The sequence below is a fragment of the Paraburkholderia graminis C4D1M genome, from assembly GCF_000172415.1.
Taxonomy (GTDB): Bacteria; Pseudomonadota; Gammaproteobacteria; order Burkholderiales; family Burkholderiaceae; genus Paraburkholderia; species Paraburkholderia graminis.
Genome location: NZ_ABLD01000007.1, coordinates 45,863 through 61,271 on the forward strand (window position 1 = coordinate 45,863; position 15,409 = coordinate 61,271).

A 15,409-nucleotide genomic window follows, 5' to 3' on the forward strand; every position below is an offset into this window, starting at 1 on the left:
CGCACGGAATAGAGCGCGCTGCTAATCCAGCGGCAGCACCGCAACGTTATCGGCCGCCATATCGCCATGCGCGACGAAATCCGCCAGCGCCGTTTCCCGTTCGCGAACGTCGGCAAGCACGGCCGGATCGAGCCGCGCGACGATGACTTCTTCCCGTTCGCGGCTGGCTTCTTCAATCACATCGCCATAGGGACTCCAGACTGCGCTCGCACCGCATGTGTCCCAGCCGCCGGTCATGCCGACGTGATTCGACAGCAACACATACATCGTATTGTCGAACGCGCGTGCGGGGAACCAGATGCGCGACTGGTGATAGCCGGACTTCACGCTAAAGAGCCCGCTCACGAGATAGGCGTGCGCGCCGTTTACCGCCGCCATGCGCGCGTGCTCGGGAAAGCCCGAGTCGTAGCACACGCCGAGTGCGAGCCGCCATCCGTCGAGTTCGAGCATGCAGCCTTGCGTGCCCGGCCGGTAGATTTCCGCTTCGCTTCTATATAGATACTGCTTGTGATACGGCTTTGCGTCCTCGCCGCGGCAATCGAATACGAGCGACGAAATACGCAGGCCGTCCGCGCCGCGCGTGGCCGCGCCGACAATTGCCGCAATGCCGCGTCGGCGGCAAATCTCGCGGATCGGATCGAGACGTGCATCGGCGAGTTCGAATGCATATTGCGCTGGGTCGCCGGCGATCAGGCCGGGTTCATAGCCGCTCAGGAACTTCTCGGGAAAAACCACCAGTCGGGCACCGCGATCGGCGGCAAGACCGGTCAATTCGACCGTCTTCATGATGTTTGCCGTCACGTCTCCGCAAACCGGTAGCGCTTGCGCGGCTGCAATTTGCAGGGGTGATCGGGGCAACGCTGCGAACTTGTTATTCACCGTCAACTCCGTTATTGAATCGAGCGCAGGTTCAGCGCGTACCCGCTTGCCGATGGCCAATGGCGGGAGCCCGCGCGTCTGAAGCGAGGCATTTAAACATGGACTGCGGCGGCGTGTCAGCGCAATTCTCTTGAACCAGCGCTTTGCGCGCGCGGTCCACGTAGAAGAGGTACGGCGAAGTATCGTCGTGCGCAACCCGATGCCAACGAGCGCTTTCAACTTTCAATGAACGAGCCGGTTGATCCCGACAAGCAGGACATTGCGCCGCCTTCGGTCGTGCCGGAGCGACGCCGCGCGCCACGGCCGCGACGCATTCCGCGCAGCCGCGAGCAACAGGCGCGGCTCGACGCTCGCGAGCCGGCATTCGAGCCGCTGCCGTTTTCCATCGACGAAGAGGCGGCGCGGCGCCCTTTCGCCGGGAAGCTGCATGCGTGGTTCGAAGCGCGGCGTTGGCAGCCGTTCGATTTTCAGCGCGAGGTGTGGCGCGAGATGGAGCGAGGCGCGAGCGGCCTGCTCCATGCAACCACGGGCGCGGGCAAGACGTGGGCCATCTGGTTCGGCGCGCTTGCCGCGTTCGCGCGAGCCGTACCTTCCCATTCAGCGGCGACGCGTCGGCGCGCCACAAGCATGCAGCCCGAGCCGCTCACCGTCCTCTGGATCACGCCGATGCGCGCCCTTGCCGCCGATACGGCACGCGCATTGCAAAGCTCGGCGATCGAACTGGCCGTGCCGTGGACAGTAGGCTTGCGAACCGGCGATACGTCCACCGCCGAACGCGCGCGGCAAAACCGGCGCATGCCGTCAGCGCTGATCACGACGCCCGAGAGTCTGTCGCTGATCCTGACGAGACCCGATGCGCGCGAAGTACTCTCGCACGTAAAGCTCGTGGTCGTCGACGAATGGCATGAACTGCTCGGCAACAAGCGCGGCACGCAGACACAACTGGCGCTGGCGCGGCTCGCGCATTGGCGGCCCGATTTGCAGATATGGGGCTTGTCGGCGACGCTCGGCAACCTTCCCTTCGCCGCCGATGTATTGCTCTCCCCGGTCAGAACCCCGCGTGTCAGCGTGCACGGCAAGCTGCCGAAGGCATTGATCGTGGACACGGTTATTCCCGAGACCATCGAGCGATTTCCTTGGGGCGGTCATATGGGAATGCGCCAGGTCGAGGCCGTGGCCGAGGCGATCGGCGAGGCGCAGACATCGCTCGTATTTACCAACACGCGCTCGCAATGCGAAGTCTGGTATCAGGCGCTGCTCGAAGCGCGTCCGCAATGGGCCGGCGCAATTGCGTTGCATCATGGTTCGCTCGATCAGGAAGTGCGCGAGTGGGTCGAGCGCGGCTTGAAGAACGGCTTGCTAAAGGTCGTTGTATGCACATCGAGCCTGGATCTCGGCGTCGACTTTCTGCCTGTGGAGCGCGTGTTTCAGATCGGCTCGCCGAAAGGCGTCGCGCGTTTGATGCAGCGCGCCGGCCGCTCGGGTCACGCGCCGGGACGGCCGTCGCGCGTGACCATCGTGCCCACGCACGCGCTCGAACTCGTCGAAGCGGCCGCCGCGCGCGAGGCAGTCGCAAAGCGGCAAATAGAATGCCGCGAAACGCCGGACAAACCGTTTGATGTTCTCGTTCAGCATCTGGTGACAGTGGCAATTGGCGGCGGCTTCGACGCGCGCGATCTCTACGACGAAGTTCGCACGACGTACGCGTACCGGCAACTAACGCAAGATGAATTCGATTGGGCATTAGGTTTCGTCGAAGGCGGCGGCACCGCGTTGCGCGCGTACCCGGACTACCACCGCGTGGTGCGCGAAAGCGACGGCCTGTACCGCGTGCCGCGCGAAGATCTGGTGCGGCGGCATCGCAACAACGTCGGCACGATCGTCGCGAACGGCACGCTGAATGTCGCGTATCTGGCGGGCGGCCGCATAGGCGCAATCGAAGAGTCGTTTATTTCGCGGCTGAAACCCGGCGATATTTTTACCTTCGGCGGACGTGCGCTCGAATTGATTCGCGTGCAGGACATGACTGCGTGGGTCAAACGCGCGACCTCGGCACGCGGCGCGATGCCGCAATGGGCAGGCAGCCGCATGCCGCTCTCCTCGGAACTCGCCGAGGCGACGTTGACGATGCTCGCGCGCGCCGCCGGCGGCATCTATGACGAACCCGAGATGCGCGCCGTTCGGCCGCTGCTCGAATTGCAGCAGAAATGGTCGGCTCTGCCGCAGCCCGGTTTGCTGGTGGCCGAAGTACTCAAGTCGCGCGAAGGGCATCACTTCTTCTGTTATCCATTTGCGGGGCGCACCGCGCATATCGGTCTTGGCGCATTGCTCGCCTGGAGAATCGCGCGAGAGAAGCCCGGTACTTTTTCTATTTCAATGAACGACTATGGTTTCGAGCTGTTGTCCGCGCAACCATTCGACTGGGCCGCGGCATTGGAGAGTGAATTGCTCTCGGCGGAACAACTCGATCACGACATTCTGGCGAGCCTCAATTCGTCGGAGTTGTCTCGACGACGATTCCGCGAAATTGCGCGCGTGTCGGGGCTCGTGTTTCAGGGACATCCAGGGCAGCAGAAAAGCGCCCGGCAATTGCAGGCCTCCAGCGGCCTTTTCTATGAGATCTTCCGCAATCATGACAGCGGCAATCTGTTACTCGATCAGGCTGATACCGAAGTGCTATTGCAGGAACTCGACGCGAAACGCATTCGTAGCGCGCTAGAACGAATGAACGCGAGCCGCCTCGTTCTCATGCATCCGAAAAAACCGACTCCCTTTGCGTTTCCGCTTATCGTCGGACGCCTGCGCGAGAAAGTAAGCACAGAGAAGCTCGCGGATCGCGTACAGCGCATGCTTGCGGAACTCGAGAAGGCGGCCCGCGTATGAAGCCTGCGTCGTTGTCCGTTGAAATTGCCGGCCATCCGCTCGTGCTGTCGAGCTTGCGCGCGGCCTTCGATCCCGCGCTGCGCTGTCTTTTCGTCGCCGATGCGCATTTCGGCAAGGACGCCGTATTTCGTGCGCGCGGCGTGCCGGTGCCCATCGGTTCCACTGCCGACAACCTGATGCGTCTGGACATACTGATCGCCGAATTCGAACCGTCCACGCTGGTCTTTCTCGGCGATCTGCTGCATGCGCGCGAGGCGCACGCCGAAGAGATTCTCGATGCACTGCACGTGTGGCGCGCGCGGCATCCGAGTTTGCGAATCTTGCTCGTAGAAGGCAATCACGATCGGCATGCGGGCGCGTTGCCTGGTACGCTCAATGTGGAACTTGTGCTGGAGCCGTGGCGCGTTGGACCGTGGGCGCTGTGTCATCACCCGCAGACCGTCGACGGCGCGTACGCGCTCGCCGGCCATCTGCATCCTGTCTATCGGATTGCGACGCGCAACGACTCGGTTCGCGTGCCGTGCTTTCGTTTCGGCGCGCAATGCGGCGTGCTGCCCGCATTCGGCAGCTTTACCGGCGGTGCGCGCGACGACGGCCGCGTGAGTGGAGAAAGGGTTTTCGTCGTGGCTCACGACAAGGTCATTGAAGTGCCGCGCTAAGCCTTTCACGCAACGCGCGACTCACGCGAGTTTCGTCATACCTGTCACGCCAGAACTCCGCTATTAGCAGAGTTCGCCAACACTTTCACACGCGATCTTTTCCGCAAGCACATGCACCATTCGCGGCGCCGGCATTCCGTTGTCGGCGATACACGCTCGCAAAGGCACGCTGCGCGTGCTTCGCAGCAAACAGCGAAGCGCACGCGGGTTTACGTGCGTTTGAGTAGCGCGAAGCTCGCCGTTTACTGGACGCTGAACCAGGCTGTCAACATTCTTTCGGTCTGCTTGGGTCAGCCGACAGCGCTTGAAAAAGCGCCCTTACAACACCAGGAGACAAGCCATGGCTCAAGTGTCGAGCAGCGCCATCGAAGAACTGAAAACCGCCATACGTGGGCAGCTAGTACTGCCCGACGATCCCGGTTTCAACGAAGCCCGCAGCATCTGGAATGCAATGATCGACTGCCGCCCGGCGATGATTCTGCGCTGCGCCGGCGTCGCCGACGTGCGTCGCGGCATCGCGTTCGCGCGCGCGAATGATCTGCCGCTCGCGCTTCGCGGCGGCGGTCATAACATTGCCGGCAGCGCGCTATGCGAAGACGGTCTCGTGATGGACTTCTCGCAGATGAAGTCCGTGCGAATCGATCCGATCGCAAGACGCGCGTATGTGGGACCGGGCGCAACGCTCGCGGACTTCGATCACGAAGCGCAAGCCTTCGGACTTGCAACACCACTCGGCATCAATTCGACCACGGGTGTCGCGGGCCTGACGCTCGGCGGCGGCTTCGGCTGGCTCAGCCGCAAATACGGCATGACGATCGACAATCTGATTTCAGCCGACGTGGTCACCGCCGAAGGCGAATTGCTTCGCGCCAGCGCCGAATCGAACGAAGATCTGTTCTGGGCGATTCGTGGCGGCGGCGGCAATTTCGGCGTGGTCACGTCGTTCGAATTCGCACTGCATTCCGTCGGACCGATGGTGTACGGCGGGCTCGTCGTGCTGCCGTTCGCCGAGGCGAGAGACGCGCTCGTCAAATATCGCGCGGCCGCCGCGCAGATGCCCGACGACCTGAGCGTGTGGGCGGTTCTACGGCTCGCGCCGCCGCTGCCGTTCCTGCCGGCCGAAGTGCACGGCAAGCCGGTGATCATCTTCCCGATGTGCTACACCGGGCCAATCGCGAACGGTCCTTCGGCGGTCGCGCAAGTGAAGACGTTCGGCACGCCCGTCGGCGAACATCTCGGCGAAATGCCGTATGCGATGTGGCAACAGGCATTCGATCCGCTGCTCGCGCCGGGATCGCGCAACTACTGGAAGTCGCACAATCTCGCCAATATCGACGATGGTCTGATCGACGCACTGCTTCAGTCGATCGAGAATCTGCCTTCTCCACAGTGCGAGATTTTCTTCGGGCAGATCGGCGCGCAAACGCAACGCGTGCCGGTGAATGCGACCGCCTACTCGAGCCGCGACACGCAATACGCGATGAACGTGCATGGCCGCTGGGAAGATCCCGCCGACGACGAACGTTGCATCGCGTGGGCTCGTGCATTCTTCGAGCAGGCAGCGCCGTTCTCGCTCGGCAGCGTCTACGTGAACTTCATGACGCAGGAAGAAGCGAGCCGCGTCGCCGATGCATACGGCCCGAACTTCGAACGGCTCGTCGCGGTTAAGAGCCGCTACGATCCGCACAACCTCTTCCGTCATAACCAGAACATTCGCCCAGCCATGTAATGCGTGGCAGCGAATAAAGGAACCCGCGGAGGAATCCGCTGAGGAACCCGCGCGAGTCTCAGCGCGGATTCCTCGCACCCGACGCATGAATGTCCCTCTGCGCGGGCGGCATGGATCAGGCACGGCAAATGCTGCTTTATCATTGATGCTGGCCCTATTGGCCAACGTCACAGCATTACCTTTGATCCATAAACAAAAACCGCCTCGATAACGTAAAAGGACAACTATCATGCGCAGACGACAATTCATCACGACGGCCGGCGCGGCTTTCGCTACCGCGGGCCTCGGCCTTGCCGGTTGCACCACCACGTCAGGGTCGTCGGGCACGTCGGCGTCCGCGAACGCCAACAAGCGCGACACGATCAACGCGGGTATCGACTCCACGCTTTCGCGTCTCTACGCGAACGTCGGCGGTTCGCGCGAACTCGTGGCGAAAGCGCGCGGCGTGCTGGTGTTTCCGTCGGTGATCTCGGCGGGCTTCTGGGTCGGCGGCCAATACGGCGAAGGCGGGCTGCGCGTGGGCGGTCGCACGACCGGCTACTACAGCACGGTGGCGGGATCGTTTGGCTTGCAGATCGGCGCGCAGTCGAAGGCGCTTATCTTCCTGTTCATGACGCAGGAAGCACTCGACAAATTCCTCAATAGCCAGGGCTGGGCAGCGGGCGCCGACGCAACCGTCGCGGTGCTCAAGGTCGGCGCGAACGGCGCGATCGACACATCGACGGCGACAAGCCCGGTCGAAGCATTCGTGCTGACCAACGGCGGCTTGATGGCGGGCGTATCGCTGGAAGGTACGAAGGTGTCGCGCCTCATCATCTGATCGTCGACAAGCCACGCGGCCACTGTGCGGACCGCGTGGCGCTTCCGCATTACTCAGTCAGTCACTCAGTCACTTAACCGGCGATAGTTACTCCGCCACGAGCGTCATCTGCGCCACTTCGCAGCGCGGCCATTGACGCAACACGTCCGGCGCGAGCAGCAGTTTGGCCGCGCGAATGCCCGCGCCCATGACGATCTGCGCGCGCTCCATGACGGCGGCATCGACGAGAATGCGCCAGTCCTGCGGCAAGCCGAAAGCCGTAATGCCGCCGAACTCCATGCCGCTCAGTTCAACCGCAAGCTCACGCTTCGCGAACGACAGCCGCTGCGCGCCGAGCGCCGCCTTCACCGCTCCGTTGATGTCGAGCCGCAGCGAGCCGAGCGAAACGAGCGCCGCATAGTGCTCGCCGCCGTCCTTCTTATAACGCACGACGATCGTATTCGCGCAGTCCTCGAGACCGAAGCCATAGCGTGCGCTGAAGGCGGCGGTGTCCGACGCGTCGTCGGTGACGGAGAAAACCGTGACGCCCTGTTGCGGCAACTGCGCCAGCACTTGCGGCGGCAAACGCGTGGCGAGTTCATCGGCGGGGATCACGTCCAACTGCTTTACGGCTTCGTGCGAATGCATGGCGGTCGAGAGAAGTAGAGAGGAAGGCCATCGCATTCTACCGGCATGCGCGCGGTGCGGCATGCAATGCGGCGTGCGGCCAGTGCGCTTGCTATAGTCACAGGCACAACGCTTGCGAACGACGGCCATACGGAGGCTGCGTCCGGCCGGCCCGAGCGGCTCGTGCCTGCGCACCGCCCGAACCAGTGAGACTTCGACCATGGACATCGACACGCTTTCCGCCGGCAACCTCCAGCACATGGCTCGCACGCAGGCGAACTGGGCGATCGGAGCACTCAAGCAGTTTTCCGAAGACCGCTGCACTGCGCTGGCAGCGAGCATCGCGTTCTACGCCGCGTTTTCTTTGGCGCCGACGCTCGTCATGGTGATCGCCGTGGCCGGCTGGTTCTTCGGCGCCGAGGCCGCGCGCGGCGAACTCTTCGACCACATCCACGGACTGCTCGGCGACCAGGCCGCGGCAGGCGTGCAGACCATCGTCGAAAACGCGCATCACAGCGGCAGCGCGGGCGGCGTGGCCGCGATCATCTCGTTCACGATGCTGGCCATCGGCGCGTCGGCCACTTTCTCTTCGCTGAACAGCGCGCTCAACGTCGTATGGCCGTACACCGGTCCGCGCACGTCGAGCGTGCTTGCGCTGGTGCGCGTGCGGCTGATCTCGTTCGGGCTCGTGCTGGGCGTCGCGTTTCTGCTGATCGTCTCGCTCGTGCTCGATACGGTGATCACGTATGTCGGCAAGTGGCTGTGGGGCGACTCGCCTTATGTGGTGATCGGCAATCTGCTGCAACTCGGTGTTGGCTTGCTCGTGCTGGCGTTCGCGTTCGCCGGCTTGCTGAAGTTTCTGCCCGACGCGAGCGTGCGTTGGCGCGATGCGCTGGTCGGCGGCGTGGTCGCGGCGGTGCTGTTTTCGGCGGGCAAGAAGCTGTTCGCGCTGTACCTCGCGCACGCCGGCATGGCGAGTTCGTTCGGCGCGGCCGGATCGCTCGCGGTGCTGTTGATGTGGCTGTACTTTTCCGCGGCGGTGCTGCTGCTCGGCGCGGAATTTTCGGCGGCGCGCGGCCGGCTGAACGATCCGCGCGGCGGTTGGGGCATGCAGTCCGACGCGCCGCCGGGCAGCCGCGCGAAGCTGGCGTCGGTGCTGGCGGCGTCGACGGTCCCGGGCGGCGCGGCGTTGCACGCCGGTTCGTCCGATTCGAGCGACGCGCGGGCTTCGAGGATTGGCGCTGTGTCCGCCGAAGTTCAACCGCCGCGGTTCGAGACACACGCAAAAGCATCGGTAGGCGCGAAGGCGCTCGGCGTCGGACGCTCGGTGCTTTCCGCCGAAGCGGGCGCGACGCATCTGGCGGCCGTTACGCTGCTTGGCGCGAGCCGCAAAGCCGTTGCGGCGAATCGCTACGTGCGCGAGCATCCGTGGAAGTCGGTCGCGCTGGCCGCGGCCGCCGGCCTCGCGGCGGCCCGCATGGCGCGGCACACGCGCGCGGACGACGACGGTTCCAAATAGCCCGGCGGTTGCACAATCAGCGCCGCACCTTGTTGGTGCGTGTGGATCACAATCGCACCCGTCTGTCTACTCCCCTTTTCGGCCAAAATGCATGGCGCCGCTTGGGCGCACTCCCGCCGCCGTCGCTTCGCTAGACGACTTCATTACATATCTATTACAAATAAATGCGGGAAGTAGGCACACTCAAACGTTCATCGTCAACGAAACAACAATAATGCGAATGCAACGAATCAATATTGCCGAAAAGGCAACAATCCCGGATGAGCTTTAAATACAAGGGTTTGCGCGGGTTGTCGGTTTTTGGCGACACTCTTTTTTTTCCAGTTCTTGCTGATTGACGCAGTGAGCTATTCTCCTTTCCGCAACAAGTAAACTAATCATCTGCGTGGAGAAATGGATGAAACGAATCGCACTGTCTACCCTCTCGCTGGCGCTCCTGGGCGCAACGGGCGTCGCTCACGCTCAGAGCAGCGTGACCCTGTATGGCTTGATCGATGAATCGGTCCAGTACGTTCACAACGCCAACCCGGCTAACAATAATCTGTGGCAGCTCGCAGCGGGTAACCTGCAGGGCAGCCGCTGGGGCCTGAAGGGCTCGGAAGACCTGGGCGGTGGCTTGAAGGCGATTTTCCAGTTGGAAAGCGGCTTCAACCCGAACAACGGCAAGATGGGTTCGTACGGCACGGGCACCAAGCTGTTCGGTCGCCAGGCATACGTCGGCTTGACGCAAGATGCATACGGTACGCTCACGCTGGGTCGCCAGTACGATCCGCTGGTCGACCTGGTTCAGCCGCTGACGGGTGACAACTTCTTCGGCAGCACGTTCACGACGCCGGGCGACGTTGACAACAACGACAACAGCTCGCGTACGAACAACGCAATCAAGTACGTTTCGCCGGTGTGGGGCGGCTTCCAGTTCGAAGGCATGTACGCACTGGGCGGCGTTGCGGGCGCAACCGGCGCAGGCCAATCCTGGGCAGGTGCAGCAACGTGGTCGGGCGGTCCGTTCAGCGTTGCAGCTGGCTACTTCCGCATGCAAAACGCGAACACGCTGACAAGCCGCGGCGTCGCTCCGGGCAACCAGGGTGGCACGTGGAACGCAGGCGTGACGTCTGACGGTACGTTCGACGGCTCGAACATCAACGGCGCGTACGCATCGGCCAAGCAGATCGACATCACGTCGGCGGCTGCACAGTACGTGACCGGTCCGTTCACGTTCAACGTTCGCTATAGCTTCGCGCAATACAAGCCGGACGCGTTCTCGGGCTTCACAGAGCAAGAGAAGTATCACGTTGCAGGCGCGTACGCTGGCTACCAGCTCACGCCGGCAATGCTGCTTGGTCTGGGCTATACGTACACGCACGGCGCAGGCGACACGTCGGCGAACTACCACCAGGTTTCGCTGGGCGGCGACTACTTCCTGTCGAAGCGCACCGACCTGTACCTCGTTGGCGCATACCAGCACGCAAGCGGTCATCAGCGCGATGCAGCGACCGGTGGCATTGTCAACGCCGGTGCATCGGTTGGCTCGTATGGCTACCAGGCCGGTTCGAGCAGCCAGGAAATCATCAGCCTGGGCATTCGCCACAAGTTCTAAATGGGCTTGACGGACTGCTGAAGCTTACGCAGTTCGAAACCAGCCACGGGCGCAAGCCGGTGGCTGGTTTTTTTTCGTCCGTAGGTTTTGTTGTGGCGGGCAGCGGTTGAGCCTACCGCTGCGCCTTGCCTTTTTCCGCCTGCGCCAGAGTCTGCGCCGGCTTGGCGTCGAATTCGTGTTCGACGCCGTCCGCGCCCACCGGCGCGCGATGCAGCACCAGCGCCCGCTCGCGCTGCAACGTCGGCACCTGCTGCGACTCCTGCCAGTCAGGATCGGGAATCTCGCCGAACACCTGACGCAGCCTCTCGCCCCACGTGCGGTGAATCATCTGGAAGTAAGCGTTGTCGTGATCGATCGACACGAAGCGCGTGACGCGCAGCGTGTCCTTCTCGTAGACGAGCAGATCGAGCGGCAGCCCAACCGACAGGTTCGAGCGCACGGTCGAATCCATTGAAATAAGCGCGCATTTCGCGGCTTCGTCGAGCGGCGTGGACGGCGTCAGCACGCGGTCGATGATCGGCTTGCCGTACTTCGCCTCGCCGATCTGAAAGTACGGATTCACCGACGACGCCTCGATGAAGTTGCCCGCCGCGTAAATCATGAAAAGACGCGGCCGGTTGCCCGCAATCTGGCCGCCGAGAATGAAGCTGCAATTGAAGTCGACGCCGAATTCCTGCAGCGCCTCCGCCTCGCGCTGATGCACGGTGCGCACCGCCTGGCCGATCACGCGCGCGGCGTCTCCCAGGGTAGGCACGTTCCACAGCGTGGGCTGCGACGCATCGGCCGGTTCCGACAGTTCGTGCAGCACCGCTTGCGTGAGCGACAGATTGCCCGCGCCCAGCAGGACCAGCATGCGCTCGCCCGGCTGCTCGAACACCGCCATCTTGCGCGCGGTGCTGATGTGATCGACGCCCGCATTGGTCCGTGTATCGGAAAGGAACACGAGACCTTCCTCGACGGTCATCGCTACGCAGTAAGTCATAGTGAAACGTACCCGCAAAAAAAGACTTGAACGACGCTATTGTAATGCGGCGCCGATGCGCCCTTTCTCGTATTACGGCGTCTGCGGTTATGTTCTTGATAGCGATGCCGCGTTGGGTGGGCGAAGCGCCGCCGCTGCCTCCTCGCCGGCTACTGCGGCGTGCTTGCGCTGACCGTCACCGACACGTTCAGCTGTTCCTCCCTACCGCCGATGCGCCGTCCGCGCACCGGCGCCGCGGCCTCGTAATCACGCGCCACGGCCAGGCGGCAATAGATCTCGCTGGCAAACGCCGCATGCGTGACGTCGACGGAAACCCAGCCGTCGAGCCACACGTCCACCCACGCGTGGCTCGCCGCGTGCGGCACGTCGCCCGGTTCGATATAGCCGCTCACGTAGCGCGCCGGAACGCCGCGCGCCCGGCAGCATGCGAGCATCAGATGCGCGTGGTCCTGACACACGCCGTTGCCGAGTTCGAGCGCCTGCGCCGCCGTGCTGGTCACTTCCGTCACGCCGGGGTGGTAGCCGACTCGCTCCACAATCCGCTCGGACAGCGCGATCAGACTCGACGTGCTCGTGAGGTCAGGAACCGATCCGGCCAGTTCGCGGACCGCCGCATCGGCCTCCGTCAAACGCGTCGCGCAGGTGAAATGCTCGAGCGGGATCGGGCCGGCATCGTCGCGAAGGCGGCCGTCGATGAGCGGGATCGTGTCGACTTCGCCGGATACGTGAAGGCGGATCTCGTTATGCGGCTTGTTGATGACGAGCGTGTGCAGCGCGTTGCCATAGGCGTCGACGGCCGCGTCGAGCTTGCCCGGCGCGTCGATGTTCCAGCGCCGCACGACCTGCGACGCGCCGCTTGCCGGCGTCAGCCGAAGTTGCTGGATCGAGTAATGGACAGTCGCTTCATAACGATAGGACGTCTCGTGGCGGATCGTCAGGTACATAAGCACTCCGTCAGGCGACTGGCAGCATCAGATAAGTACGCGCGACGAGATTGCCCAGCTCGAACACGCGAGCCAGGAACTGCGTCAGATACGCGTGCAGGCCGGCTTCGAAAATTTGCCGGATGTCGGAGTAAAGCAGTTCGGCGCGCAGCTTGCCGGCAAACCGTTCGCACTGGTTCGAGCCCGGCGTGCGCAGCATCGCCAGATTCGCGCAGACGCCTTCGAGCGAAGCCAGCAGCGAGCGCGGCATCTGCTGATTGAGGATCATCAATTCGACGACGCGCGCCGGCGTCACGACGTCGCGATAAACCTTGCGATAGATCTCGAGCGCCGACACCGAACTCAGGATCGACGTCCAGTAATAGAAGTCCTCCAACTGACGCGCGGCGTCGCGTGAATTCGGCTCGACGTCGGCAAAGCGCACGTCGAGAATGCGCGCGGTGTTGTCGGCGCGCTCCAGAAAAGTGCCGAGCTGCGTGAAGAAAAATGCGTCGTCCTGCAACGCGGTGCCAATCGTTACGCCACGCGAAAGGTGCGAGCGAAACTTCACCCATTCGAACAACGCGCCGGGATTGCCGGACGCCTGACCAGACGAAATGCGCTCGTTGAATTCAAGCCACGTATCGTTGATGGTCTCCCACCATTCGGTCGTCAACGTGCCGCGCACCGCACGCGCGTTCTCGCGCGCCGCATGCAGACACGAGTGGATGCTCGACGGATTGGTCGCGTCCGCCACCATGAAGTCGAGCACGTGTTCGCGCGTCGGCTCGTCATGACGCTCGGCGAAAGCGGCCTCGAGTTCGGAGATGCGCAGCACCGAACGTTGCGCGCGCGCCTCCTGTTCGGGCGTCTGCGGCAACAAAAGCGCCTTGAGGTTGATGTCGAGCATGCGGGCGGTGTTCTCCGCGCGCTCCATGTAGCGGGCCATCCAGAAGAGGTGATCGGCGGTGCGGCTTAGCATGACGGCGTTCCGTGTCTGATGACGCGAGATGTTGAGTTAAAGGCTCGCGCTGGTTATCCCGCTGGTTTCCTATGCGCCCGCGGCATCTGACAAATGCCCCGGCGCGCTGAGTTGCACGCGCGGCTATCGGGAGCCGTGCGGCAACCGCTTCAGTCGACCATCCACGTGTCTTTGGTCCCGCCTCCCTGCGACGAATTGACGACGAGCGAGCCTTCCTGCAACGCGACGCGCGTCAGTCCGCCTGCGACCATCGTGACGGTCTTGCCCGACAGCACGAACGGACGCAGATCGATATGGCGCGGCGCGATGCCGGCTTCGACGAAGGTCGGGCATGCGGACAGCGCGAGCGTCGGTTGAGCGATATAGCCCGCCGGCCGCGCGATCAGACGCTCGCGGAACGCTTCAATCTCGGCCTTCGTCGATGCGGGTCCGACGAGCATGCCGTAGCCGCCCGCGCCATGCACTTCCTTGACGACGAGTTCCGCCAGATGCGCGAGCGTGTACGCGAGATCGTCCGACTTGCGGCACTGGAACGTGGGCACGTTGTTGAGGATCGGCTTCTCGCCCAGGTAGAAGTCGATCATGTCCGGCACGTACGGGTAGATCGATTTGTCGTCGGCGATGCCGGTGCCCATTGCGTTCGCGAGCGCGACGCGTCCCGCGCGATACGCGGTCAGCAAGCCAGGCACGCCCAACGCCGAATCGTTGCGGAACGCGAGCGGGTCGAGAAAGTCGTCGTCCACGCGGCGATAGATCACGTCGACACGCTTCGGTCCCTGCGTCGTGCGCATGAACACGTAGTTGTCGTCGACGAACAGGTCTTTGCCTTCCACGAGTTCGACGCCCATCTGCTGCGCGAGGAACGTGTGCTCGAAATACGCGGAGTTGTACATGCCCGGCGTGAGCACGACGACGACCGGATCGTCGACGCCTTCGGGCGACACCGAGCGCAACGTATCGAGCAAAAGGTCGGGATAATGCGCGACCGGCGCGATGCGGTTGCGCACGAACAGCTCGGGGAAAAGCCGCATCATCATCTTGCGGTTTTCGAGCATGTACGAGACGCCCGACGGCACCCGCAGGTTGTCTTCGAGCACGTAGAACTCGCCGTCGTCGCCCGCACGCACCACGTCGACGCCGGCAATGTGCGCGTAAACACCGAGCGGCACATTGACGCCCTGCATTTCCGGCCGGTATTGCGCGTTGGTATAGACCTGCTCGGCGGGCACGATGCCGGCGCGCACAATCTTGCGATCGTGATAGACGTCGTGAATGAAGAGATTCAGCGCCTGCACGCGTTGCCGCAAACCGGCTTCCAGCGTCTGCCACTCGTGGCGCGGAATGATGCGTGGAATCAGATCGAAGGGAATCAGCCGCTCAGTGCCGGAGAGGTCGCCATTCACGGCGAACGTGATGCCGACCCGGCGGAACAGCAGGTCCGCTTCCGCACGCTTGCGCGCGATTGCTTCGTTGCCCTGCTTCTCTAGCCACCGCTCAAAGCGCGCGTAGTGTGGCCGCACGGCATCGTCATGATGACGCATCTCGTCATAGCATCGCATGTCACGCCCCGCTCTTGTTGTCGGATAGAAGGCGAATGCGCTGCGCATTCGGTGTTCGACTTCATTCAAGCAAGCGCTATGCCATTGGGCTTTTAGCGCGGAATCCGACAGACATGCACATGAAGCGCGCATCGCAAAGCCTGGCGCCTCGCTGCCATCGTACTGCTGCGGCCCACGATGCGCTAGTAGAGTGCATGGATCGATCGACGATGCACCACGCCGTTGTTCGCCATGAAAAAATCCCCGTGGATTTGCATCCACGGGGATTCAG

General features: G+C 63.0%; 12 protein-coding genes. 6 read left to right on the forward strand and 6 right to left on the reverse strand.

The genetic code is table 11. The features are described from left to right. Positions 1-21: 21 nt before the first annotated feature. A complete protein-coding gene (locus BGRAMDRAFT_RS14310) occupies positions 22-879 on the reverse strand; it encodes a carbon-nitrogen hydrolase family protein (RefSeq protein ID WP_006049479.1) in 858 nt (285 codons plus the stop codon). Positions 880-1,104: 225 nt separating this feature from the next. On the opposite strand from BGRAMDRAFT_RS14310, the gene BGRAMDRAFT_RS14315 reads away from it, so the two are divergent. From BGRAMDRAFT_RS14315 to BGRAMDRAFT_RS14330, 4 genes are all read left to right on the forward strand, one after another. Then, positions 1,105-3,762, forward strand: a complete 2,658-nt coding sequence (locus BGRAMDRAFT_RS14315) for a ligase-associated DNA damage response DEXH box helicase (RefSeq protein ID WP_006049480.1) — start codon at positions 1,105-1,107, stop codon at positions 3,760-3,762. Next, the gene (gene pdeM, locus BGRAMDRAFT_RS14320; RefSeq protein ID WP_006049481.1) at positions 3,759-4,421 is read left to right on the forward strand and encodes a ligase-associated DNA damage response endonuclease PdeM; all 663 of its coding nucleotides are present in this window, start codon (positions 3,759-3,761) and stop codon (positions 4,419-4,421) included. Before BGRAMDRAFT_RS14315 ends, pdeM begins: the two co-directional genes overlap by 4 nt. 340 nt (positions 4,422-4,761) lie before the next feature. After that, entirely contained in the window at positions 4,762-6,150 is a 1,389-nt protein-coding gene (locus tag BGRAMDRAFT_RS14325; RefSeq protein ID WP_006049482.1) for an FAD-binding oxidoreductase, read from the forward strand. 229 nt (positions 6,151-6,379) lie between these two features. Continuing rightward, positions 6,380-6,970, forward strand: coding sequence for a BPSL1445 family SYLF domain-containing lipoprotein (locus tag BGRAMDRAFT_RS14330; protein ID WP_006049483.1), 591 nt, complete (start codon positions 6,380-6,382; stop codon positions 6,968-6,970). Between the two features lie 87 nt (positions 6,971-7,057). On the opposite strand, the gene BGRAMDRAFT_RS14335 is transcribed toward BGRAMDRAFT_RS14330, so the two are convergent. Continuing rightward, positions 7,058-7,597 (reverse strand): YbaK/EbsC family protein, encoded by a 540-nt coding sequence (locus BGRAMDRAFT_RS14335; protein ID WP_006049484.1) that lies wholly within the window; start codon positions 7,595-7,597, stop codon positions 7,058-7,060. Between the two features lie 199 nt (positions 7,598-7,796). Here BGRAMDRAFT_RS14335 and BGRAMDRAFT_RS14340 point away from each other — a divergent pair, with 199 nt between their 5' ends. Together BGRAMDRAFT_RS14340 and BGRAMDRAFT_RS14345 are read left to right on the forward strand one after the other, a co-directional pair. Beyond that, the gene (locus BGRAMDRAFT_RS14340) at positions 7,797-9,095 is read left to right on the forward strand and encodes a YihY/virulence factor BrkB family protein (protein WP_006049485.1); all 1,299 of its coding nucleotides are present in this window, start codon (positions 7,797-7,799) and stop codon (positions 9,093-9,095) included. Positions 9,096-9,492: 397 nt separating this feature from the next. Continuing rightward, entirely contained in the window at positions 9,493-10,692 is a 1,200-nt protein-coding gene (locus BGRAMDRAFT_RS14345; RefSeq protein ID WP_006049486.1) for a porin, read from the forward strand. Between the two features lie 112 nt (positions 10,693-10,804). On the opposite strand, the gene BGRAMDRAFT_RS14350 is transcribed toward BGRAMDRAFT_RS14345, so the two are convergent. The 4 genes from BGRAMDRAFT_RS14350 to BGRAMDRAFT_RS14365 form a co-directional block, all read right to left on the reverse strand. Next, positions 10,805-11,674: a proteasome-type protease gene (locus tag BGRAMDRAFT_RS14350; protein ID WP_006049487.1), complete on the reverse strand. Its 870-nt coding sequence runs from the start codon at positions 11,672-11,674 to the stop codon at positions 10,805-10,807. A 149-nt stretch (positions 11,675-11,823) separates the two neighbouring features. Beyond that, positions 11,824-12,618: a transglutaminase family protein gene (locus BGRAMDRAFT_RS14355; protein WP_006049488.1), complete on the reverse strand. Its 795-nt coding sequence runs from the start codon at positions 12,616-12,618 to the stop codon at positions 11,824-11,826. A gap of 10 nt (positions 12,619-12,628) precedes the next feature. After that, complete coding sequence (locus BGRAMDRAFT_RS14360) at positions 12,629-13,579, reverse strand: alpha-E domain-containing protein (RefSeq protein WP_006049489.1); 951 nt, start codon at positions 13,577-13,579, stop codon at positions 12,629-12,631. Positions 13,580-13,728: 149 nt separating this feature from the next. Beyond that, positions 13,729-15,138, reverse strand: a complete 1,410-nt coding sequence (locus BGRAMDRAFT_RS14365) for a circularly permuted type 2 ATP-grasp protein (protein WP_006049490.1) — start codon at positions 15,136-15,138, stop codon at positions 13,729-13,731. Between the last annotated feature and the right edge of the window lie 271 nt (positions 15,139-15,409).

Bases quoted from the DNA above. Each gene is read 5' to 3' on its own strand.
- BGRAMDRAFT_RS14345 (WP_006049486.1), top strand. From the start codon at position 9,493: ATGAAACGAATCGCACTGTCTACCCTCTCGCTGGCGCTCCTGGGCGCA.
- BGRAMDRAFT_RS14335 (WP_006049484.1), bottom strand. From the start codon at position 7,597: ATGCATTCGCACGAAGCCGTAAAGCAGTTGGACGTGATCCCCGCCGAT.
- BGRAMDRAFT_RS14365 (WP_006049490.1), bottom strand. From the start codon at position 15,138: ATGCGATGCTATGACGAGATGCGTCATCATGACGATGCCGTGCGGCCA.
- BGRAMDRAFT_RS14315 (WP_006049480.1), top strand. From the start codon at position 1,105: ATGAACGAGCCGGTTGATCCCGACAAGCAGGACATTGCGCCGCCTTCG.
- pdeM (WP_006049481.1), top strand. From the start codon at position 3,759: ATGAAGCCTGCGTCGTTGTCCGTTGAAATTGCCGGCCATCCGCTCGTG.
- BGRAMDRAFT_RS14360 (WP_006049489.1), bottom strand. From the start codon at position 13,579: ATGCTAAGCCGCACCGCCGATCACCTCTTCTGGATGGCCCGCTACATG.
- BGRAMDRAFT_RS14340 (WP_006049485.1), top strand. From the start codon at position 7,797: ATGGACATCGACACGCTTTCCGCCGGCAACCTCCAGCACATGGCTCGC.
- BGRAMDRAFT_RS14330 (WP_006049483.1), top strand. From the start codon at position 6,380: ATGCGCAGACGACAATTCATCACGACGGCCGGCGCGGCTTTCGCTACC.
- BGRAMDRAFT_RS14355 (WP_006049488.1), bottom strand. From the start codon at position 12,618: ATGTACCTGACGATCCGCCACGAGACGTCCTATCGTTATGAAGCGACT.
- BGRAMDRAFT_RS14350 (WP_006049487.1), bottom strand. From the start codon at position 11,674: ATGACTTACTGCGTAGCGATGACCGTCGAGGAAGGTCTCGTGTTCCTT.
- BGRAMDRAFT_RS14325 (WP_006049482.1), top strand. From the start codon at position 4,762: ATGGCTCAAGTGTCGAGCAGCGCCATCGAAGAACTGAAAACCGCCATA.